General features: G+C 69.7%; 21 protein-coding genes. 13 read left to right on the forward strand and 8 right to left on the reverse strand.

What is annotated here, in order from left to right:
- The first annotated feature begins 47 nt into the window (after nt 1–47).
- Nucleotides 48–1346 carry an NAD(P)/FAD-dependent oxidoreductase gene (locus K6U06_RS04155; protein WP_262320638.1) on the forward strand — a complete coding sequence of 433 codons (1299 nt, stop codon included), beginning with the start codon at nt 48–50 and terminating at the stop codon, nt 1344–1346.
- A gap of 107 nt (nt 1347–1453) precedes the next feature.
- On the opposite strand, the gene K6U06_RS04160 is transcribed toward K6U06_RS04155, so the two are convergent.
- A complete protein-coding gene (locus tag K6U06_RS04160; protein WP_262320639.1) occupies nt 1454–2863 on the reverse strand; it encodes an MFS transporter in 1410 nt (469 codons plus the stop codon).
- 154 nt (nt 2864–3017) lie between these two features.
- Here K6U06_RS04160 and K6U06_RS04165 point away from each other — a divergent pair, with 154 nt between their 5' ends.
- Together K6U06_RS04165 and K6U06_RS04170 are read left to right on the forward strand one after the other, a co-directional pair.
- Nucleotides 3018–3614: a TetR/AcrR family transcriptional regulator gene (locus tag K6U06_RS04165; RefSeq protein ID WP_262320640.1), complete on the forward strand. Its 597-nt coding sequence runs from the start codon at nt 3018–3020 to the stop codon at nt 3612–3614.
- A 37-nt stretch (nt 3615–3651) separates the two neighbouring features.
- The gene (locus K6U06_RS04170) at nt 3652–4425 is read left to right on the forward strand and encodes a DUF72 domain-containing protein (protein ID WP_262320641.1); all 774 of its coding nucleotides are present in this window, start codon (nt 3652–3654) and stop codon (nt 4423–4425) included.
- A 6-nt stretch (nt 4426–4431) separates the two neighbouring features.
- Here the strand turns inward: K6U06_RS04170 and uvrB are convergent, their stop codons facing one another.
- Both uvrB and coaE read right to left on the reverse strand, forming a co-directional pair.
- Nucleotides 4432–6468, reverse strand: a complete 2037-nt coding sequence (gene uvrB / locus K6U06_RS04175) for an excinuclease ABC subunit UvrB (RefSeq protein ID WP_262320642.1) — start codon at nt 6466–6468, stop codon at nt 4432–4434.
- A gap of 42 nt (nt 6469–6510) precedes the next feature.
- Nucleotides 6511–7128: a dephospho-CoA kinase gene (gene coaE, locus K6U06_RS04180; protein ID WP_262320643.1), complete on the reverse strand. Its 618-nt coding sequence runs from the start codon at nt 7126–7128 to the stop codon at nt 6511–6513.
- Nucleotides 7129–7469: 341 nt separating this feature from the next.
- Here coaE and K6U06_RS04185 point away from each other — a divergent pair, with 341 nt between their 5' ends.
- Both K6U06_RS04185 and K6U06_RS04190 read left to right on the forward strand, forming a co-directional pair.
- Nucleotides 7470–7781: a helix-turn-helix domain-containing protein gene (locus tag K6U06_RS04185; protein ID WP_262320912.1), complete on the forward strand. Its 312-nt coding sequence runs from the start codon at nt 7470–7472 to the stop codon at nt 7779–7781.
- An 84-nt stretch (nt 7782–7865) separates the two neighbouring features.
- Nucleotides 7866–8309: a nucleoside deaminase gene (locus tag K6U06_RS04190; protein WP_262320644.1), complete on the forward strand. Its 444-nt coding sequence runs from the start codon at nt 7866–7868 to the stop codon at nt 8307–8309.
- Nucleotides 8310–8320: 11 nt separating this feature from the next.
- Here the strand turns inward: K6U06_RS04190 and ald are convergent, their stop codons facing one another.
- From ald to K6U06_RS04205, 3 genes are read right to left on the reverse strand one after another with little or no spacing between them, the layout of a single operon-like run.
- A complete protein-coding gene (ald, locus tag K6U06_RS04195; protein ID WP_262320645.1) occupies nt 8321–9436 on the reverse strand; it encodes an alanine dehydrogenase in 1116 nt (371 codons plus the stop codon).
- The gene (locus tag K6U06_RS04200) at nt 9433–11112 is read right to left on the reverse strand and encodes an APC family permease (RefSeq protein WP_262320646.1); all 1680 of its coding nucleotides are present in this window, start codon (nt 11110–11112) and stop codon (nt 9433–9435) included. The genes ald and K6U06_RS04200 overlap by 4 nt, the downstream gene beginning before the upstream one ends.
- 17 nt (nt 11113–11129) lie before the next feature.
- Nucleotides 11130–12548, reverse strand: a complete 1419-nt coding sequence (locus K6U06_RS04205) for a gamma-aminobutyraldehyde dehydrogenase (RefSeq protein ID WP_410050985.1) — start codon at nt 12546–12548, stop codon at nt 11130–11132.
- A gap of 185 nt (nt 12549–12733) precedes the next feature.
- Between K6U06_RS04205 and K6U06_RS04210 the strand changes: the two genes are divergently transcribed.
- The 5 genes from K6U06_RS04210 to ychF all read left to right on the forward strand — a co-directional run bounded on the left by K6U06_RS04210 (nt 12734) and on the right by ychF (nt 17652).
- Nucleotides 12734–13219: an Lrp/AsnC family transcriptional regulator gene (locus K6U06_RS04210; protein WP_410050986.1), complete on the forward strand. Its 486-nt coding sequence runs from the start codon at nt 12734–12736 to the stop codon at nt 13217–13219.
- On the forward strand, nt 13216–14640 hold the full coding sequence (locus tag K6U06_RS04215) for an aspartate aminotransferase family protein (protein WP_262320649.1): 1425 nt from the start codon (nt 13216–13218) through the stop codon (nt 14638–14640). Before K6U06_RS04210 ends, K6U06_RS04215 begins: the two co-directional genes overlap by 4 nt.
- Complete coding sequence (locus K6U06_RS04220; protein WP_262320650.1) at nt 14625–16028, forward strand: NAD(P)/FAD-dependent oxidoreductase; 1404 nt, start codon at nt 14625–14627, stop codon at nt 16026–16028. The genes K6U06_RS04215 and K6U06_RS04220 overlap by 16 nt, the downstream gene beginning before the upstream one ends.
- 65 nt (nt 16029–16093) lie before the next feature.
- Complete coding sequence (locus tag K6U06_RS04225) at nt 16094–16501, forward strand: hypothetical protein (protein ID WP_262320651.1); 408 nt, start codon at nt 16094–16096, stop codon at nt 16499–16501.
- Between the two features lie 65 nt (nt 16502–16566).
- Entirely contained in the window at nt 16567–17652 is a 1086-nt protein-coding gene (gene ychF, locus K6U06_RS04230; protein WP_262320652.1) for a redox-regulated ATPase YchF, read from the forward strand.
- On the opposite strand, the gene K6U06_RS04235 is transcribed toward ychF, so the two are convergent.
- Nucleotides 17642–17977, reverse strand: coding sequence for a hypothetical protein (locus tag K6U06_RS04235; protein ID WP_262320653.1), 336 nt, complete (start codon nt 17975–17977; stop codon nt 17642–17644). The genes ychF and K6U06_RS04235 overlap by 11 nt on opposite strands.
- Between K6U06_RS04235 and K6U06_RS04240 the strand changes: the two genes are divergently transcribed.
- A complete protein-coding gene (locus K6U06_RS04240) occupies nt 17970–18845 on the forward strand; it encodes a transposase (RefSeq protein ID WP_262320654.1) in 876 nt (291 codons plus the stop codon). The two genes, K6U06_RS04235 and K6U06_RS04240, sit on opposite strands and share 8 nt — an antisense overlap.
- A gap of 103 nt (nt 18846–18948) precedes the next feature.
- Here K6U06_RS04240 and K6U06_RS04245 read toward each other — a convergent pair whose 3' ends face one another.
- The gene (locus tag K6U06_RS04245; protein ID WP_262320655.1) at nt 18949–20226 is read right to left on the reverse strand and encodes an ATP-binding protein; all 1278 of its coding nucleotides are present in this window, start codon (nt 20224–20226) and stop codon (nt 18949–18951) included.
- Nucleotides 20227–20671: 445 nt separating this feature from the next.
- Between K6U06_RS04245 and K6U06_RS04250 the strand changes: the two genes are divergently transcribed.
- Together K6U06_RS04250 and K6U06_RS04255 are read left to right on the forward strand one after the other, a co-directional pair.
- Nucleotides 20672–20998, forward strand: coding sequence for an IS110 family transposase (locus K6U06_RS04250; RefSeq protein WP_262320656.1), 327 nt, complete (start codon nt 20672–20674; stop codon nt 20996–20998).
- A 262-nt stretch (nt 20999–21260) separates the two neighbouring features.
- Entirely contained in the window at nt 21261–21611 is a 351-nt protein-coding gene (locus K6U06_RS04255) for a hypothetical protein (protein ID WP_262320657.1), read from the forward strand.
- Nucleotides 21612–21615 lie beyond the last annotated feature (4 nt).

The following is a 21615-nucleotide window of genomic DNA, read 5'->3' on the forward strand; positions in this document are numbered from 1 at the left end:
CCGGCCCGGCCCGCAGCCAGGGGTCGCCCGCTGGGTAGGGGTGACCCATGCCTGTCCGCCCGAGGGTCGTTGTCATCGGATCGGGGTTCGGGGGTCTCGCCGCGGTCGGGGTGCTAGCCGGCACCGGTGTCGACGTGGTGGTGGTCGACCGGGACAACTACCACGGCTTCTGGCCGCTCCTCTACCAGGTGGCCACCGCCGGGCTGGGCCCCGACGACATCGCCGCTCCGATCCGGGCCATCCACGCCGGCAAGCCCAACGTGGAGGTCCGCATGGGTCTGGTGTGTGGCATCGATCCCCCAGCGCGGCAGGTGGAGCTGACCGGCGGCGAGCGCCTGGCCTACGACTACCTGATCGTGGCGGCGGGCAGCTCCAGCGCCGACTTCGGGATCCCCGGCGTCCACCGGCACGCGTACACGCTCAAGACCCTCCCCGACGCGGTCCGGCTTCGCAACCACGTGCTGAGCATGTTCGAGCGGGCGGAGAACAACGCCGTCGACGGCCACCCAGGCGCCGCCGACTTGACCACGGTCGTGGTCGGCGGCGGCTCCACCGGCGTCGAGATGGCCGGCGCCCTCTCCGAGCTGATCAGCCACAACCTGGCCGGCGAGTACCGCCACCTCGACGTCGGCCGGGCCCGGGTCGTGCTCGTGGAGATGACCGACACCCTGTTGCCGGGCTACTCCCGCCGATCCCAGGACGCGGCGGTCGCCACCTTGAGGCAGAAGGGGGTGGAGATGCGCTTCGCCACTTCACTGGCCTCCGTCGAGCCCGACGGCGTGACCCTGAAGGGTGGCGAGCGCATCCAGGCCGCCACCGTGGTGTGGACCGCCGGCGTGAAGGCCAACCCCCTCGTCGGCTGCCTACCTGGGGCAAAGGAGAAGGGCGGCCGGACGCCGGTGGCCGACGACCTGTCGGTTCCCGGCCACCCCGAGGTCTTCGTGATCGGTGACGCCGCAGCGACAAGGGACCGTCGCGGCGAACTGCTGCCCCAGGTCGCGCAGGTGGCGATCCAGGGCGGCCGCCATGCGGCGCGCCAGATCTTGCGCCGGCAGGAGGGCAGACCCGCTCGAGCGTTCCGCTACCGAGACCACGGCACGATGGCGACCATCGGCCGGCGCGCCGCGGTGGCCGAGCTGCCCGGCGGCGTGACCTTCGCCGGCACCTTCGGCTGGCTGGCGTGGCTGGCCGTCCACCTGGTGTTCCTGGTCGGGTTCCGCAACCGGGCGGTGGTGCTGCTCAACTGGGCCTGGAACTACCTGACGTGGGATCGGGCGTCGCGCGTGATCCTGCCGGAGGGGACCGGGCCGGAGACGACCGGCCCACCGGCAGCTCACCCCGGTTGACGGCACCCGCCGGGCCGACCGGGCCGCACACGGGACCAGCCCGCCGGCAGGGCCGGCGGGCTGGGGGTCCCCGGGGGGAGGTCGGTCAGAGCACCAGGGGGATGCCCTCAGGCGGCCACCAGCTCCGCCTCTTCGGCCATGTCGGCTTCGCTCGAGGTGACCCGGACGCCGAGACGGCTGATCAGGGTCAGCACCAGCGCCCCGCCGGTGAAGCCGGCGGCGGTGAGCATGGCGGAGGACCGGCCGCCGTTGGCCGCGACGGTCACCAGCACCGCAAGACCGAGCGACCCGCCGACTTGCTGCATGGTCTGGAGCATTCCAGACGCCGCGCCCGCGTCGTTGCGGTCCACGCCCTGCAGGATCGAGAAGGCCAGGGGCATGAAGCAGGAGCCGGCACCGAACCCGAACAGCAGCAGGGGCCCGAAGACTCCGGCCAGGTACCCGGCGGACGCCTGTTCCTGTGACAGCCACGCCATGCCGGCGGTGATCGAGACCAGCCCGGTGAGCAGCAGCGGGGTGGGTCCGTAGCGGGCGACCAGCCGCGGCGTCACCCTCGACATCGCGAAGATCAGTCCGGTGAGGGGCAGGAAGGCGAAGCCAGCGGTGATGGCGCTGTAGTGGAGGCCGTTCTCGAGGAACTGGCTGGTGAAGAAGAACGTCCCGTACATCGCCGCCGGCACGAGCAGCATGTCGACGAACGCCACGCTGCGACTCCGGTTGGCCAGCAGCCGTAGCGGCATGAGGGCGTGCGGGCTGCGGACCTCGACCGCCACGAACCCGCCCAGGGCGGCGACGGCGGCGACGAAGAAGGCCACGGTCAGCGCGGTGTCGGAGCCGTGGGAGGCGATCCGGATGAACCCGTAGATCAGCGCGGCGAGCCCGCCGGTTGCCAGCACGCCGCCTGGCAGATCGAGCTTGTTGGGCCGGCGGGCAGGTTCGACGACGAAGCGGGGGGCGAGGAGGATGATGGCGATGCCGATCGGCACGTTGATGAACAGCACCCACCGCCACGACGCCCAGGAGGTCAAGGCCCCCCCGAGGATCAGGCCCAGCGACGAGCCGCCCGCCGACACCGCGGTGAACAGGCCGAGCGCCCGGTTGCGGGGCGGCCCCTCCTCGAAGGTGGCGGTGATCAGGGCGAGGGTGCTCGGTGCGGCCATCGCCGCGCCCACGCCTTGCACCGCGCGGGCGATCAGCAGCATGGTGGACGACCCGGCCAGACCGCCCACCAGCGACGACGCCGTGAACAGGGCCAGCCCGGCCATCAACATACGGCGCCGGCCGAACACGTCGCCGGCCCGCCCGCCGAGCAGGAGCAGGCCGCCGAAGGTCAGCGTGTACGCGTTGATGACCCACGACAGACCGGCCGGGGTGAAGTGCAGGGCGTGTTGGATCGACGGAAGGGCGATGTTGACGACGGTGGCGTCCAGCACGACCATCAGCTGGCAGGCCAGGATGACGAACAGGGCGATGGTCGGATGAGGCTTGGTGCCTGGGGCGCGCGTGAGTACTGGCACGAGCGATCCTTTCTTTCAACGATTCCTGCGCCGGGGGGTTCACAGGAGATAACCTGAGGAGGTCTCCGGTTACTATACGGAGGATGCCTCCGCTTTGCAACTCTTTTTTGCGGTGTTGCCGGCGGTCGCCGAGCCCCACCAGGAGCACATCGACATGAGCACAACCCGTAGCGAGGAGCGGCCCTCCAGACCGATGAGGGCGGACGCCCGGCGCAACTACGACGCGCTGCTGGCAGCCGCGGAGGAAGCATTCGCCGCCCACGGCTCCGAGGCGTCCCTCGACGAGATCGCCAAGGGCGCGGGGGTCGGGATCGGAACGCTCTACCGGCACTTCCCGACCCGCCAGGACCTGCTCGAGGCGGTGTACCTCCGGCGAGTCGACGACCTGCGGGCCGAGGCCGAGACCCTGCTCAGCTCCCCAGATCCCGACGGGGCCTTCGCCGAGTGGCTACGCAAGCAGATGGTCTTCGGCCGCAAGGGCCGCTGCATGGCCGCCAGCGTGATGGCCAGCGTGATGGACAAGAAGATGCAGGAAGGCACCGACTTGAACCTGGCGGTGGCCGAGATGAAAGGATCCGGTCAGGCCCTCCTGCAGCGGGCCCAGGCCGCCGGGCGCATCCGCAGAGACGTCGCCTTGACCGACATCTTGCGGATGGTCCACGGGATCTTGATGGTCAACGAGCAGCAGGCCGACAGCGATGCCACGTCGAAGCGGATGCTCGACGTGGTGATCGCCGGCCTGCGACCGTGAGCCTCCCACCGCCAGGCGGCGGGACCAAAGCACCGGCATGCCGCTGCTGATCGGCACCTCCGGCTGGCAGTACAAGGACTGGCGCGGCCGGTTCTACCCCGGCGGGGTGCCCGTCCGGTCGTGGCTGGAGCACTACAGCCAGCGCTTCGCCACCGTCGAGGTCAACAACGCCTTCTACCGCCTTCCCGAGGCCGCCACCTTCGAAAAGTGGGCGACCGCCACCCCGGACGACTTCGTGGTGGCAGTGAAGGCCAGCCGATACCTGACTCACGTGCGGCGCCTGCAGAACCCGGAAGAACCGGTGGGCCGCCTGCTGGAGCGCACCGGCGCGCTCGGAGCGAAGCTCGGCCCGATCCTGCTGCAGCTCCCACCCACCCTCCGCGCCGACGTCACGGCCCTGGACCGGACCCTTCGAGCCTTCCCCCGAGCCGTCCGGGTGGCGGTCGAACCTCGCCACGACAGCTGGTGGACGCCCGATACCCGCGCTTGCCTCGAGCACCACCACGCTGCGCTGTGCCTGGCCGACCCGGGCGGCCCCGCCCCGCACTGGGTCACCGCCGAGTGGGGCTACGTGCGCTTCCACCGGGGGCGGGCCCACCCCTCCCCCTGCTACGGGCGCCAGGCGATAAGCACCTGGGCGCAACGCCTGGCCGACATGTGGGACGACGACGCCGACGTGTACGCCTACTTCAACAACGACACCAACGGCTGCGCCCCCCGCGACGCCCGCCAGCTGGCGTTGGCCGCGCGGCGGGCCGGCCGGCGCGCCACCCGAGTCCCCGCCGCCGGGGAGACCCCCGTCGCCGGCTGAGCGCCGCTAGCCGGCAGGGACCTGCGTCGAGAGGGCCTTCAGCTCCGACTTGAGGTCGTTGACCTCGTCGCGCAGCTTGGCTGCGTACTCGAAACGCAGATCGGCGGCGGCGTCGCGCATCTCCTCCTCGATGGCGGAGATGAGGCGGGCCAGCTCACTGGCGGGCAGCTCGGCCAGGTCGCTGCGGGCCCGATCCCGCTTGCGGTTGCGGCGGTCCTGACCCGGGGTGGGCGCCTCGCCGCTGCGGCCACCGAGCATCGACAAGATGTTGGTGATCGCCTTGCGGACCGTCGCCGGGCTGATGCCGTGCTCTTCGTTGTAGGCAGCCTGCGCGGCGCGGCGGCGGTGCGTCTCGCTGATCGCCCGCTGCATCGAATCGGTCATCTGGTCGGCGTACATGATCACCTGACCGTCGACGTTTCGTGCCGCCCGGCCGATGGTCTGGATCAGCGACGTCTCGGACCGGAGGAAGCCCTCCTTGTCGGCGTCGAGGATGGCCACCAGCGACACCTCCGGCAGGTCCAGACCCTCCCGGAGGAGGTTGATGCCGACCAGCACGTCGAACTCGCCGAGACGGAGGTCCCTGAGGATCTCGATGCGCTGGATGGTGTCGATGTTCGAATGCAGATACCGGACCTTGAGCCCCATCTCGAGGAGGTAGTCAGTCAGGTCCTCCGCCATCTTCTTCGTGAGTGTCGTCACGAGGATGCGGTCCCCTCGCGACACCCGCTGGTTGATCTCGCCGATCAGATCGTCGATCTGACCCTTCGTCGGCTTGACCACCACCTCGGGGTCCATGAGCCCCGTGGGGCGCACGATCTGCTCGACCACCTGGGTGGACTGGGCCACCTCGTAGGGGCTCGGCGTCGCCGACAAGAACACGCACTGGTTGACCCGCTCGTAGAACTCGTCGAAGCGCAGCGGCCGGTTGTCCGCCGCCGACGGCAGCCGGAAGCCGTGCTCGATCAGGGTCTCCTTGCGGGAGCGGTCCCCCTCGTACTGGCCGTGTAGCTGTGGGACGGTCTGATGGGACTCGTCGATGATCAGCAGGTAGTCCTTGGGGAAGAAGTCGAGGAGCGTGTGGGCCGGCTCCCCCGCTGACCGGCCGTCGATGTGCCTGCTGTAGTTTTCGATGCCCGAACACACCCCGACCTCGCCCAACATCTCGAGGTCGTACTGGGTCCGCATCCGAAGCCGCTGGGCCTCGAGGAGCTTGCCCTCCTTCTCGAAGAACGCCAGCCGCTCCTGCAGCTCCGCCTCGATGCCTTTGATCGCGACCTGCATGCGCTCGTCGCCGGCGACGTAGTGGGTAGCCGGGAAGATATCGACGTCCTGCAGCTCCCCGAGCTGCTCCCCCGTCAGCATGTCAACAGTGGTGATCCGCTCGATCTCGTCGCCGAACAGCTCGATGCGCACCGCGAACTCCTCGTAGGCCGGGTGGACCTCGATGGTGTCGCCGCGCACCCGGAACTTGCCCCGCACCAGGTTGGCGTCGTTGCGCTCGTACTGGATGTCCACCAGCTGGCGCAGGACCGCCCGCTGGTCGATCTCCGTCCCGACTTGCAGGTGCACCAGCCGCTTGGCGTACTCCTCGGGGCTGCCCAGGCCGTAGATGCACGAGACCGACGCCACCACAATGACGTCACGGCGGGTAAGCAACGCCGCGGTGGCCGAGTTGCGAAGCCGGTCGATCTCGTCGTTGATCGAGCTGTCCTTCTCGATGTAGGTGTCGCTGGAGGGGAGATACGCCTCGGGCTGGTAGTAGTCGTAGTAGCTGACGAAGTACTCGACCCGGTTGTGCGGGAAGAACTCCCGCATCTCGTTGGCCAGCTGGGCGGCCAGCGATTTGTTGGGGGCGATGATCAGCGTCGGCCGCTGCACCGCCTGGATGGTCCACGCCATCGTCGCGCTCTTGCCGCTGCCGGTGATTCCGAGCAGGGTCTGGAACCGGTCGCCGCGCTCGATGCCTGCGGTCAGCTTGGCGATCGCCTCCGGCTGGTCGCCGGCGGGCTCGAACTCCGAGACGACCTCCATCCGCGCCATGCCGCTGATGGTACCGGCCCCCTGTGACTGCCGGCTCAGGCCTCAGGCCGGCAGGTCGGAGAGCCAGCGCCAGACGTCGGTGCAGGTCTGCTCCATCGCCTCGAGGTCACCGGAGTTGTCGACGACGAGACCGTGCTCCACCAGTCCGATGAGGGCTCGGCGCTCCTCCCTCGTCGCCTGGGCCGCGATCCGGGCCCTGGCATCCCCCTCGGAGAAGCCCCGGTGGGCCACGAGCCTCTCGACGGCCACCTCCTCGGGGGTGTCGACCACGACCAGGGCCCCCGGCTTGTACAGCTCGACGGTCACCCGGTTGAGCAGCGGCACGTCGAGCACCACAGGCCCCGCGTGGCCTTTGAGATCGGCCAGCCGGCGCAGGACCTCCTGGCCTATGACCGGGTGGGTGATCCGGTTGAGGTCCGCCAACGCCTCGGGGTCGTTGAACACGATCGCGGCCAATGCCGGACGGTCGATGGTGCCGTCATCGGATCGGATCCCCGAACCGAAACGCTCGAGGAGCGGCTGGTACGCCGGGCCGCCGGGCTCGACCACCTGCCGGGCCACTTGGTCGGCGTCGACGACCGGCGCCCCCCGACGAGCCAAGCCCGCGGCGAGCGTGCTCTTGCCCGATCCGATGCCGCCGGTGAGCGCCGCTAGGAGCATGGCTGGCCACCGTAGTCCCGCCGCCTCCTGGCGCCGGGGACCGCCTCCCCGCCGCCGGCTCGCCCGCGGACCCGCTCCCCGTGCCGGCGATAACGCTTCGTGCGGTGGAATCTCGAGCGGCGATTCAGCCGGGCAGCGGCAATCCTGCTGGTACGGGCCATCTTTTGTCACGCAGAGTGCGAAAGTAACTAGTCATTTGTTCGTCGAAATAGTCCGGATGGACCATTGTCAGCTCCGGAGCCCCCTGAGACGGTGGGTTCGGACGCACGGTCCACGGTCTTGCCTTTGACGCCGACATCCCATCCCCGACGTGCCGTGCGCCGCTACGAGGTGATGACGTGATGCACGACGACAACCAGGAAGCGCAGCGCAAGGCGTTGCTCGCCAACTTGTTCGGGTCCGAGGTCCCCTCCGGGCTCGGGGGGCAGTTACTGCGCACCGCCGACGTCGCTGCGCTGTTCCAGGTCTCGGAGCGCACCGTGTCGGAGTGGGCCCGGCGGGGACGGATACCGTCGGTGCGGACACCGGGCGGTCATCGGCGTTATCCCGCCGAGGAGATGCGCCAGTTGCTCGCCGCGACCGAGGACGCCGCGGTGACCGAGCGCCGCATGGCTGCGATCAGCCCGCTGCGATCCCGACCCGCCAGCGCCTGACCGCCGACCCCGCCACCCCGACACACCCCGACGCCGGGACGCGCAGCAGAGCAGCTCCCGCCGGCCGCCGCCTACCCTCGGCCCATGGTCGACCCCTCCGCAGCCTTGGCCGTCGCGCTAGAAGAGGCACGCACCGGCGCCGCCGAAGGTGGAGTGCCGATCGGCGCCGCCCTGTTGGCCGCGGACGGCACCGTGCTAGGACGGGGCCACAACCGACGGATCCAAGATGGCGACCCCTCCAGCCACGGCGAGACCGACGCGTTCCGCCGGGCCGGCCGGCAGCGCTCCTACCGGTCCACCACCATGGTCACCACCCTCGCTCCGTGCTGGTATTGCAGCGGGCTGATCCGCCAGTTCGGCATCGGCACGGTCATCGTCGGTGAGTCCCGGACCTTCCAGGGCGGGATCGACTGGCTCCGCGAGATCGGGGTCAGCGTGATCGACCTGGACGACCGAGCCTGCGCCGACCTCCTCGGCCGCTTCATCGCCGAGCACCCCGACGTCTGGGGGGAGGACATCGGCGAGTAACCCCGACGATCTCAGGCCAGGACGTCTGCCAAGGCCACCGACGGCAGGCCGTGCGCGTCAGCCACCGACGGGTAGGTGACCTGCCCGTCATAGGTGTTGAGACCAGGAGCGAGTACCGGGTCGGCCCGCAACGCGTCGCGCCATCCCCTGTTGGCGATCTCGAGGGCGTAGGGAAGAGTGACGTTGGTCAGAGCGAACGTCGACGTGTGCGGGACCGCACCGGGCATGTTGGCGACGCAGTAGAAGACCGACTCGTGGACCTTGTACACCGGGTCGGCGTGGGTGGTGGGGCGGGAGTCCTCGAAGCATCCGCCCTGATCGATGGCGATATCGACCAGCACCGAGCCGGGTTTCATCCTCGACACCAACTCGTTGCTGACAAGCGTCGGGGCCTTCGCCCCCGGGACCAGCACCGCCCCGATCACCAAGTCGGCGTCGAGCACCGCCCGCTCAACCTCGTAGCTGTTGGACGCGACGGTCTGGCAGTGCCCCTGATAGATGCGGTCGGCGTCGCGCAGGCGGGCGATGTTTCGGTCGAGGAGGAGGACCTCGGCCTGCATCCCCAAGGCGATGGCCGCCGCGTTCATACCCGATACCCCTGCGCCGATGACCACCACCTTGGCGGCGTAGACGCCCGACACCCCTCCCATGAGCACGCCGCGACCACCGCCGTCTCGCTGCAGGTGGTGGGCGCCGGCCTGGGGAGCCATGCGACCCGCCACCTCCGACATGGGCGCGAGCAGCGGAAGGGTGCCGTCGGGCAGCATCACCGTCTCGTAGGCGATGGCCGTGGTGCCCGCGTTGAGCAACGCCTCGGTGCAGGGTCTCGACGCCGCGAGGTGGAGGTAGGTGAAAAGGACCAGGTCCTTGCGCAGCCGGTGGTACTCCTCTGGGACCGGTTCCTTCACCTTGAGGACCAGGTCCGCGTCACCCCAGGCCTCGTCCGCGGTGGCCACCATGACGGCCCCGGCGGCCACGAAGTCCTCGTCGGGGATGGAGGAGCCGACGCCGGCGCCCTGTTGCACCAGCACCGTGTGCCCCGAACGCACCAGTTCGTGGACTCCCGCAGGGGTGCACGCCACCCGGTATTCGTGGTTCTTGACCTCGCTCGGAACTCCGACGATCACGACGTGGTCTCCTCCTGCTTGATTTCGGCCTCGATCTCTTCCTCCGCCAGTTCGGCGGCAATGGCCACCGCCACCGTATCCCCCTCGGGCACGAGGATCGGCGTGGCCTGGTTCAAGGTGACACCCTCGAAGTAGTAGGGCGTAACCCGGCGGTACACCGCGATGATGACGTAGCCGAGCGCCAACGACAGCACACCGCTGAAGAAAATGCCCCCGATCCGCCAGTGCGGCGACAACGGCAGTGTCCACGATGTGGTGCTGTTGCCGGCCTGCCAGTAGTAGTAGCAGCCGTACCCGAAGAAGAACGACAGGACCGCCGCGCCGACCAGCGGGAACACGCCCGCCGTCAAAAGCATCCGGGGACTGCTGCGAAGCTGCTTTCGGTACCACCAGACGCACTCGTAGCCGGTCATTGCGTAGTAGAACGCGATCGGCAACCCGATGGCACCGATGAGGTCGACCAGCACCTTCCCGCTGTTGATGTAGTTGGTCGCGGCGTAAAAGACGATCGAGACCACGCCCATGCCGACCGTCGACCAGGTCGGGGTCATGTACTTGGGATGGATCCGAGCGAACCGGGCCGGGATCGCCCGGTACACGGCCATCGACAGTGTCGTGCGGGCGGTCGGGAGGATGGTCGTGAGCGTCGAGGCCATCGCGGAGGTGAGGACCATGAACACCAGCAGCTTCGCCAGGACGTGACCGAACCCGTGCGACCCGAAGACCGCGCCGCCGAGGATCGACAAGACGTCGCTGCTGTTGTTGGAGTTGTTCAGGCCGATGCCGTGGGTGCCCAGGCCCGCGAAGGCCGTGGTCGCCACCGACACGAGGCAATAGGTGACCAGCAAGACGACGGTGGCGAGCAGTGCGGCCCGCCCGGGGGTCCGGTTCTTGTCCCTGGTCTCCTCGTTGATGGACACCGCGGTGTCCCATCCCCAGTAGATGAAGATCGTCGTCAGCAGCCCGATGGTGACCGCGGACAGCGATCCGGCACCGAAGGGATTGAACCATCCCAGATGGAAGTGATGCGGCCCGGCACCCGCCGCGTGAGCCTTGATGTCCGCGGGGTCGGCGGAGGGAGCCGAGCCGGCATAGACCTTCACCAGGGCGTAGACCGACAGGACGCTCAGCATCGTGATCTCGATGGCCAGCAGCGCGTACTGGATGTTGGCGCTGATCTCGATGCCGAGATAGCAGATGGCGCACATGACGATGATCCACCCGATACCGGCGATCAGCGTCCAGCCGGAGCTGGCCGCCAGACCGTCCGCGCCGAAGAGCAGAAACATGTACTGGCCAGCGACCTGGGCCAGGTTGGCCATCACGATGACGTCGGCGACCACGATCGCCCATCCGCCCATCCACCCGGTCTTCGGCCCGAACGCCTTGGCCCCCCAAGTGAACGTCGTGCCGCAGTCGGGCATGTCCCGGTTGAGCCGGTTGTAGCCCTGCGCGATGAGCACCATCGGCACGAAGGCCAGCAGCACAATGGCCGGGGCGTGGAAGCCGACGATGGCGACGATGTAGCCGAGGGCGGCGGCCAGCGAATACGCCGGAGCGACCGAGCTGATCGCGATGACAGTGGTGGACAGCAGCCCGATCGCGCCGACCTTCAGGCCCTTGCCTTCACCGCTGCCGTTGGACGCGTCCGACGCGTGATGCGACGCCTTCTCCATCGATTGTCGCCCCTTCCCTACTCGTATGCGCTCATTACGTGTTTGATGCGGGTGTAGTCCTCGAAGCCGTACATCGAAAGGTCCTTGCCGTAGCCCGAATGCTTGAACCCGCCGTGGGGCATCTCGGCCACGATCGGAATATGGGTGTTGATCCACACCGCCCCGAAGTCGAGCCGGCGGGACACCCGGAGGGCTCGTCCGTGGTCCTTGGTCCAAACGCTCGATGCCAGGCCGTACTCGACCCCGTTGGCCCACGCCACGGCCTGGTCCTCGTCGGCGAAGCGCTGGACGGTAATGACGGGCCCGAAGATCTCGCTTTGGGCCAGCTCGTCGTCTTGCTCCACGTCGGCGACAACGGTGGGCGGGAAGAAGTAGCCCTGGCCGCCGGCCGGCGCGCCCCCAGCGGCGACGCGCACGTGCGACGGGGCTCTTTGCAAGAAGCCGGCGACCCGCTCCAACTGGTTGGCGTTGTTGAGAGGGCCGAAGGCGGCGTCGGGGCGGTCCAGCCCGCCGAAAGGCGTGGCCGCGGCCTGCTCAGCCAGGGCATCCACCAGGTCGCCGTAGAGGCCCGGGGCGGCCAGCACCCGGGTGGCCGCGGTGCAGTCCTGGCCGGCGTTGAACCACCCGGCACCCGCGATGCCTTCGGCGACGGCCGCCACGTCGACGTCGTCGAACACGATCACCGGCGCCTTCCCGCCCAACTCCAAGTGGACCTTCTTCAGGTCCTGGGCCGCCGCCACGGCGACCTCCCGGCCCGCCCGCACGCTGCCGGTGATCGACACCATCTGCGGTACGGGGTGCGAGACCAGAGCGCGGCCCGTCTCCCGGTCGCCGCACACGACGTTGAACACGCCCGGCGGGAACAGGTCGGCGGCCATCTCGGCCAGCATCACCGAGGTCACCGGCGTGGTGTCCGACGGCTTGAGGACGACGGTGTTACCCGCAGCCAGAGCCGGCGCGATCTTCCACACCGCCATCATCAGCGGGTAGTTCCACGGCGTGACCTGGGCGCACACCCCGATGGGCTCGCGCCGGATCCACGACGTGTGGCCCGCCATGTACTCGCCCGCGGAGCGCCCCTCGAGGACCCTGGCCGCGCCGGCGAAGAACCGCAGCTGGTCCACGCAGGGCGGGATCTCCTCGCTGCGGGTCAGGGCGAGAGGCTTGCCGGTCTGGCGACCTTCGGCCTCGATGAAATCCTCCGCGTGCTCCTCCAGGCGATCGGCCAGCTTCAGCAGGGCGACGCTTCGCTGCGCCGGGGTGGCGTCGCGCCATCCGTCGAAGGCCCGGGCCGCCGCCCGGCACGCCAGGTCGACGTCGTGCGCGCCGGAGCGGACCGCCTGCAGGTAGGCCCTACCGGTGGAGGGATCCACGACGGGTGTGGTGGCCCGGTCTGTCGCGTCGACGAATCCGCCGTCGACGAAGTTGCGGACCATGCCGTCGTCACCGGCGGTGAGCGGGTTTGTGGCTGACACAGGTGTTCCCCCCGTGGTTTCTGGATGTCAAGCGACGCGATCATGGCACAAGAGGCGCCAAGCGCAAAGGAATCCTTCGTGATCGCCGTGTTTCAGCAATGTTTCCCTTGACAATTGGGGTGATTGCCGTCACACTGCCGGAGATGATGAGCAGCGGTGGCAGCGAGAGCCCGATCCGCGATGCCAGTGGTCGCCTCGACCGGCTGAGCAAGCTCATCATCGAGCAGCTGCAGGAGGACGGGCGCCGGTCGTACGCGGCCATCGCCCGCGCCGTCGGCCTTTCCGAGGCGGCCACCCGCCAGCGGGTCCAACGGCTGCTCGACGAGGGCATCGTGCAGATCGCCGCGGTCACCGACGCCGCCGCCGTTGGGTTCCACCGCATGGCCATGCTCGGCATCAAGGTCGAGGGCGAGCTGCAGGCAGTGGCCGAGAAGATCACCGGAGTCGCCGAGGCCGAGTACGTGGTTGTCTGCGCCGGCCAGTTCGACTGCCTCGTCGAGCTGATCTGCGAAGACGACGAGCACCTACTGCGCGTCGTCGACCACGTGCGGGCCATCCCTGGGGTCCGCAGCACCGAGACGTTCGTCTACTTGAAAGTCGCGAAGGAGAGCTACCAATGGGGAACCCGATGAACGAGACCGATCCCATCGGACCCGAGCACGGCTCGCAGCCTTTGGCCGGCGAGACGCCGGAACAGCAGGCGCAGCAGGCGGCCGCCCGCCGGCACCTGTGGATGCACTTCACCCGCATGAGCTCCTACGCGGAGCATGAGGTCCCCGTGATGGTCCGCGGCGAGGGGCCTTGGGTGTGGGATCAGCGGGGTCGCCGCTACCTAGACGGACTCTCCGGCTTGTTCGTGGTGCAGGTCGGTCACGGCCGCCACGAGCTGGCCGAGGCCGCCTCGCGGCAGGCTTCGCAGCTGGCGTACTTTCCGCTTTGGAGCTACGCCCACCCCAACGCCATCGAGCTGTCGGAGAGACTCGCCCAGCTGGCGCCAGGTGACCTCAACCGGGTCTTTTTCACCACCGGCGGCGGGGAGGCGGTGGAGACGGCATGGAAGCTGGCCCGCCAGTACTTCCGCGCCACTGGGAAACCCGGCAAGTACAAGGTGATCTCCCGGGACATCGCCTACCACGGCACGACGATGGGGGCGCTGTCGATCACCGGGCTGCCTTCGATCAAGGAGCCGTTCGAGCCCCTCGTCCCTGGCGCGGTCAAGGTCCACAACACCAACTTCTACCGGGCCCCCGAGTACGGCGACGACCTGGAGCGCTTCGGCCAGTGGGCGGCCGATGACATCGAGCGCCGCATCGAGATGGAAGGGGCCGACACCGTCGCCGCGGTGTTCCTCGAGCCGGTGCAAAACGCCGGCGGCTGCTTCCCTCCGCCTCCGGGATACTTCCAGCGGGTACGGGAGATCTGTGACCGCCACGACGTGCTGCTGGTCTCCGACGAGGTGATCTGCGCGTTCGGGCGCCTCGGGTCGTGGTTCGGCGCCGAGCGTTTCGGCTACCAGCCGGACATGATCACCTGCGCCAAGGGCCTGACGTCGGGCTACTCGCCTCTCGGAGCGGTCCTCATCGACGACCGCCTGATGGAGCCGTTCCTCACCGGCGACGCGTCGTTTTCGCACGGCTTCACCTTCGGCGGCCACCCGGTTTCGACCGCGGTGGCGCTGGCCAACTTGGACCTGTTCGAGAAGGAGGACATTATCGGCGGGGCGGACCGCCGGGCCGGGGCGTTCCGGGCGGTGCTCGACGGCCTGCGGGACCTGCCGATCGTCGGCGACGTCCGCGGCGAGGGCTACTTCTACGGCATCGAGCTGGTCAAGGACAAGGGCACCAAAGAGTCCTTCAACGACGAAGAATCCGAGCACCTGCTGCGAGGCTTCCTGTCCGGGGCCCTTTTCGACGCCGGCCTGATCTGCCGGGCCGACGACCGAGGCGATCCGGTGATCCAGCTGGCGCCCCCTCTCATCTGCGATCAGGAGCACTTCGACCTGATCGGCCAGATCCTGCGCGGGGTGCTCAGCGAGGCGTGGACCCGACTCTGACCGTCAACGGCGAGGTCAGCTTCTGGCACGCCGCGCTGGGCGGCGCCGGCGCCACCCGACCGGCGCTGCCAGGCCCTACCGATGCCGATGTATGCGTCGTCGGTGCCGGCTACACCGGTCTGTGGACCGCGTGGTATCTGAGCCGCCTCGACCCCGGCCTGCGCATCGTGGTCCTCGAGGCCGCCCACGTCGGTTTCGGTGCCAGTGGCCGCAACGGCGGTTGGCTCTCGGGGATCCTTCCCGGTAGCCGCGACAGGTTGGCCAAAGGGGCGGGCGGGCGGGACGGGGTGCTGGCGCTTCAACGTCAACTGCGCGCCGCGGTCGGCGATGTCGTGGCCTGGACCCGCGAGCAGGGGGTGGACGCCGATGTCGCCGTGGGCGGCTCCTTGGCGGTGGCCACCACCGGCGCCGGCCTGGGCCGCCTGCGCGCCGAGCTAGCCGAGGAACGAGACTGGGGTGCCTCCCCCGACGACATCGAAGAGCTTTCGCCCGACGCGGTGAACGACCGGGTCCGGGTGGCCGGGGCGCAAGGCGGGCTGTTCAGCCGCCACTGCGCCAGGATCCAGCCGGCCAAGCTGGTCCGGGGCCTCGCTGACGCCGTCGAGCGGCACGGCGTCGTCCTCCATGAGAACACCCCAGTGGAGGTCGTCGGGCCGGGCCTCGCCCGTACCCCCCTGGGCGACGTCCGCGCCCGGTGGGTGGTCCGGGCCACCGAGGGCTTCACCGCCGGCCTGCCCGGCCACCGCCGCGACCTCCTGCCGATGAACTCGTCGATGATCGTCACCGAGCCCCTCGACGCGCCCGTCTGGGACGCCATCGGCTGGCAGGGCGCGGAGACCGTGCGCGACGCAGCCCACGCCTACGTCTACGCGCAGCGCACCGCGGACGATCGCATCGCGATCGGGGGGCGTGGCGTGCCCTACCGCTTCGGGTCCCGCACCGACCGCGGGGGAGCGACCCACGAGGCGACGATCGCCGCCCTCACCACCGCTTTGCACCGGCTGTGGCCGGCGACGGCCGGAGCGGCGATCGCGCACGGGTGGTGCGGGGTGCTCGGCGTGGCCCGCGACTGGTGCCCGACGGTGGCCGCCGACCCCTCTACCGGCTTGGCCTGGGCGGGGGGCTACGTCGGTGACGGGGTGACCACCGCCCACCTCGCCGGGCGGACGCTCGCCGAGCTGCTGACCGGCACCGACAGCGAACGGACCCGGCTCCCGTGGATCGGGCGTAGCCCCCGCCGCTGGGAACCCGAGCCGTTCCGGTGGGCCGGCGTGCGGGCCGTCTACTCGCTCTACCGCAGGGCCGACCGATCGGAGGCGGCGGCGCCGCAGCGGGCTGCGTCGTCTCCGCTGGCGGTGCTCGCCGACCGCATCTCCGGCCGCCCGTGACCGCCGGGGCGGCGACTCCGGCCTCCAGCTTCCGGTCAGCGGGCGAGATCGCCGATACTGGTGGCGTGGCCAGGACCAACGACGAGGACAAGGGCGAGGAGAAGGAGAAGCGCGGCATCCGGCGGCGCATCTCCGAACGGGCCATGAAGATCCCGTTCCTCCGCCGGCGCACCGTGAAGCGCATGATCAAATACATCGACAAGTCGAAGGAGAAGGGCCGCCGGCTGCCCCCTGAGATGCAGGAGCTCTCTCGGTTCCTGGCCCGAGTGCCCAAGGCCGACCGGGCCAAGCGCCTGGAGGAGGCGCTGCTCGCCCAGCAGAGCGCCGAGAGCGGCGAACAGGCCTTCAACCGGGACCTGCGCCGGGCCGCAGCCAACCAGCAGCGGCGCAGCGGCAAGAACCCCGCCGGGTACCGGCCGGGGTCTCTCCCCCGCTCCCAGCAGCCCGGCCGCAAGCCGTCCAAGCCGCGCTAGGCGTCCGGCACCGGCTCTCCCCTACCCTGGAGGTCCCCCGCACCACCCTTGGAGAGGAATCGCTCGTGGGTCTGTCCATCGGCATCGTCGGCCTGCCCAACGTCGGCAAATCGACGCTGTTCAACGCCCTGACCCACAACGAGGTGCTAGCAGCCAACTACCCCTTCGCCACAATCGACCCCAACGTCGGGGTGGTCGGGGTCCCCGACCCGAGGCTCGGCAAGCTGGCCGAGCTGTACAAGAGCGAGAAGGTCGTGCCTGCGGACGTGACGTTCGTGGACATCGCCGGCATCGTCCGGGGCGCGTCGGAAGGTGAGGGTCTCGGCAACAAGTTCCTGGCCGCCATCCGCGAGACCGACGCCATCTGCCAGGTGGTGCGGGCCTTCGAGGACGACGACGTCATTCACGTCGACGGCAAGGTGTCCCCCGAGGCGGACATCGCCACCATCAATACCGAGCTGATCCTGGCCGACCTCCAGACCGTCGACAACCGCCTGGGCAAGCTGACTCGGGAGGCTCGCATGAAGCCCGACCTCGGGCCGGTCCTCGCCGCGGTGAGCAAGGCCAGGGACATCCTTGACAGCGGCCGGACGATCTCCGCCGCGGTGGCCGCAGGCGACGTGGACGGCGACGCCCTCTACGATCTGCACCTTCTCACCGCCAAGCCGTTCCTGTACGTGTTCAACGTCGACGAGGACCACATCGCCGACGAGGACCTCCGCGCCGAGCTGGCCGCGCTGGTTGCGCCCGCGGAGTCAGTGATGCTCTGCGCCCAGATCGAGGCCGAGCTGGCGGCGCTGAGCGCCGACGACGCCGCGGAGATGCTCGAGGGTTACGGGTTGGAGGAGCCCGGCCTGGCCCGGCTGGTCCACATCGGGTTTCGCACCCTCGGCCTTCAGACCTACCTGACCGCCGGCCCGAAGGAGGCCCGGGCGTGGACGATCCACATCGGCGACACCGCGCCCGTCGCCGCTGGGGTCATCCACACCGACTTCCAGCGGGGGTTCATCAAGGCCGAGGTGGTCAGCTACGACGACCTGATGGCTGCTGGATCGGTCGCGGCGGTCCGGGCGGCCGGCAAGGCTCGGATCGAGGGCAAGGACTACGTGATGCGCGACGGCGACGTCGTGGAGTTCCGCTTCAACGTGTGAGACGGGCCCGCTCGGCTGCAAAGTCCCTGGTCAGAGGCTCGGTGGCCCGCCCCGACAGCGCCACGGTCCTCAGCGCTCTGAGCGGCGCCCCCCTGAAAGCGGTCTCGACGGCCGCTCGCGCCCGGTCGTGGTCGGCCGGCATCAGGTGGGCGTAGGTGCCGAGCACGACGCTCGGGCTGTCACCGAGGTACTCCGCAGCGGCGACGGAGACGCCCTCCGACAGCAACACCGAGGCGAGGGTCTGCCAGGTCTCGTGGGAGCGGGCATCACCTTCACCGCCGTGGCCAAGGCCTTCGGCGTGGCCCGCAGCTGGCTCTATGACCATCCCGAAATCCGCAGTCGCCGCCGAGGAACACGCCGGGGTGCTGCGGGTGTGGGCGAAACGCAACAACGACCTGGGACGGCTGCGGAACAAGGCCGCCTGCCGGCTGCACTCGGTCCTGTGCGACCTGGTCGCCGGTGGGATCGCCACCGAGATCAGCGCCGATACCTCCGAACAGCTCCTCGAGAACGTGGCGCCGGCCAACGCGTTGGAGGCGGCCAAGGCCGAGCTCGCGGCCGAACTGATCGCGGATGTCCGCCACCTCGACGAACAGATGGTGGCCTCCAAGCGGCGGATCGCCGCCGCGGTCAAGGCGTCGGGCACGACCCTCACCCAGCTCTACGGCGTCGGGCCGGTCGTGGCCGCCATGCTCATCGCCTACAGCGGCAACATCGGCCGCTTCGCCAGCCGAGACCACTACGCCGCCTACACCGGCACCGCCCCGGTCGAGGTCTCCTCCGGCGGCCGCCAGATCCACCGGGTCTCGCGGCGGGGGAACCGCCAGCTCAACCACGCCCTCCACATCGCGGCGATCTCCCAGATCCGCCACCCCGGCACCGAGGGCCGCACCTACTACGAGCGCAAGCTGGCCGAGGGCAAGACCCCCAAAGACGCAATCCGAGCGCTCAAGCGTCGCATCATCGACGCCGTCTACCGCCAGCTACGCGCCGACGCCCAACGGCGGTCCGCGGCCGAGCGGGCCCGGGAGGACAAGCGGGGAACGACACAGCAGCCAGCGCGACCGGCCCTCACCCCGAACACCGGCTCTTCGGCGAAGCCACTCCCGGGCCCCACTCCACGCTACGACCCAGTCCAGCCCCGCCGAGCTCGCCGCTCCCGGCCCGCGGCGCTCGCCTCAAGAAGTACCTGACACAGAGAGGACCCGATCGGATCGCCCCATGCGCGGGTGGGGGCGGCGATTCTGAGCGGGCGTTCGGAATGTTGGCGATCGGCGACCAAGGGGGCAGTGCCGGTCAGGGGCCGAGCAGTCCGACAGGGATGACTGCGATGCCGTCGGGACGGCAGTAGGCATGGGTGCCGGGGGTGAGCACGGCACCGCCTAGGAAGTCGTCACCGAGCTGGTCGCGTAGCCAGACCAGGTGCCGGATGTCGCGGTCGTCGACGTGCCCGCTGAGCTTGACCTCCAGGCCGAACACGCGGTGGTCGCTGCGCTCCACGATGAGGTCGACCTCGTGCTCGCCTCGCCAGGAGCGAAAGTGGAGCACGCGTGCCTCGGCGGCCTGGGCGCAGACACGAACGACCAGGGTCGCCAGCGACTCGAACAGCGCGCCTAGGAGGGCGCCGTCGCGCTCCACGATCTGGTTGCCCTCGCCGCGCAGCAGCGCGCCTGCGTCCATCCCGAGCAGCCGGGCGGCGAGGGCCGGATCGGCCAGGTGGTGCTTGGGCGAGGAGGAGAGCCGGTTCAGGTGGTTGAACGTGGGGGCCCAGGCATTGAGTGGCTCCAGCACGAACAGCCGCTCCAGGGCGTCACGGTACGGGCCGGTCGTTGTCTTGGCTGGCTTGTCGCCTTCGCCGGCGGTCGCGGCGTCGCGGATGGCTTCGTAGGAGGCGGTCGTCGAGGTTGCGGCGGCGTAGGCGGCGAACCAGCGGCGCAGCGTCTCAGGGCGGCGCAGCGCCGTGCCGGCTTCGGGCAGGTCCACATCGACGATGCGCTGCAGGTACCCGTCGAGCGCCGCTCGGACCGCTCGGTCGGAGCCGCCGCGCAGTCCGGGGAAGCCGCCACTGACGATCTCGGCCGTGTAGTCCCGCAGTTCCAGCTCGCAGCGGCCGGCCACCAGATCGGGGACGACTCCGCTCTCGAGCAGCCGGGTCAGCGACACCGTCGGCGTGCAGACGCCGCGCTCGGCCAGGGTCAACGGGCGCATCCGCAAGGTGACGATCCGCCCGGCCCCTGAGTGCGTCGGAGCCGTCCTCGGCGCGGCCGACCCGGCGAGCAGGTACCGGCCACCGGCCGGGTCGCCGTCGACGGCCCGCCGGACCAGGTCCCACGCGACCGGCAGCCGCTGCCACTGGTCGATCAGGATCGGATACGGACCTTCTCCGAGCCGGCGCGGGTCGGCGGCGAGCAGCTCCGCCTGCGCCGGGTCATCCAACCGCAGCACCTGCACGGCCCGCTGAAGCGCGGTTGCCGTCTTGCCGACACCTCTCGGCCCCTCGATCGAGACGGCAGGCAACTCTGGCAGCAGAGCATCGAGCTCGGCGTCGAGCACCCGCGTCCGGTAAGAGGTCACCACATCACGCTACCGATCCGCATGTGGTCACGCTACCATTGCGCAGTCGTTCACCCTACTGTTCCGCAGCCCCCCACGCTACCATTCCGAATTTAGGTAGCCGACTGCTGGTCGCGTAAGTACCGCGGGGCCACTCACGCGCAGCGCCCACCCTCCAGTTGAGTGACCCGACAGCTCGCTCCGCCACCACGTTCTGGGCGGACGACCGCGCCCCGAGCCGTCTGATTGGCTATCCACCACGACGGTAGGGCTTGGTTCCACGGTCGAGAGATCCTGACGGGTCAGCTCTCCAGCCGTCTGCCGACTGGTTTTGAGCCTGGCTTCCGCACGAGGCGCCAGCCTCTCGGGTCTCGCCCGTGGTGAGGCTCAAGAGAGGCGCGAGCCGTTCGTTCTGAAATCAAACATGCCCGCCGCGGTTCCTATTGACAGCGATCAAGGAGACGGCATGGCCAGCGTGATGATCGGCATTGACCCGCACAAGGCGTCGCACACGGCTGCGGCGATCGACCCGGCCGAGAACGAGCTGGGGCAGGCACGGGTGCGGGCTGCTGTCGGCCAGGTGGACCGGCTGCTGGCGTGGAGGGCTGGCCGGATCACGTTTTCCATCAGGTTGGCGACGTACCTGCTGGATGTTGTCCCCGGTCAGCACGTTGTTCGGTTCCCCGACATGAGCGAGCAGTGCGACCTGATCGGACGCGGTGGTCGTGGTCAGCACCAATGCCGTGGCCGGGGGTGGTGGAGGTCATGCCCACGGACCGGTCGAATGCGGTGACCGCAGGAGCACGACCGACCTGGGCCCGTAGCGTCCACGGACAGATGGTGCGGTGGGCGAGTTGGCGGCCGACCCGTCGCAGCCGGCGCCACCGAAGGAGAAGATGCCGCTGCCTGAGGCGACGAGCCAGTTGCCCCGGCCTTCGGGGGTGGCGCCCATGCCGACGATGGGCTTGTTTAGTGGGACGTTCCGCTCCAACGTCTAACGGGCGAAGATCCCCGACCAGGTTGGTCGAGCCACCTCGGGATTACCCTCGGGTGGCGTGGCGCCCGACCGCCCTCCGCCGGTTCCCGTGGTGGTGCGCCTCGGCGTCCGGGTCACCCCTCCACCGGGCGGCGACTGCACCTGCGTGTCGTGCGCCTTGTATCGGGCCGGGCACAAGTTGCGGCGGGCGGTCCTGCTGAGCGCGGCCGCTCCCCTGCCGTTCCTGCTGGCATGGTGGGCCGGCCCGGCGGCGACCTCTACCGGTGTCGGGTACGGATCGCAGGTCGTCGGCGGCCTGCTGCTGGTAGGGACAGTGGCGGTCGTGTTGGCGCTGAGCGCCTGGAGCGCACCGGGGCGGCGGGCTTTGCACCGCCGCCGGCCCCGGAGCCTGTCGTGGCCGCCGGAGTGATCGT

This window comes from Acidiferrimicrobium sp. IK, from assembly GCF_025499425.1.
In the GTDB taxonomy this organism is placed as follows: Bacteria; Actinomycetota; Acidimicrobiia; order Acidimicrobiales; family Palsa-688; genus Acidiferrimicrobium.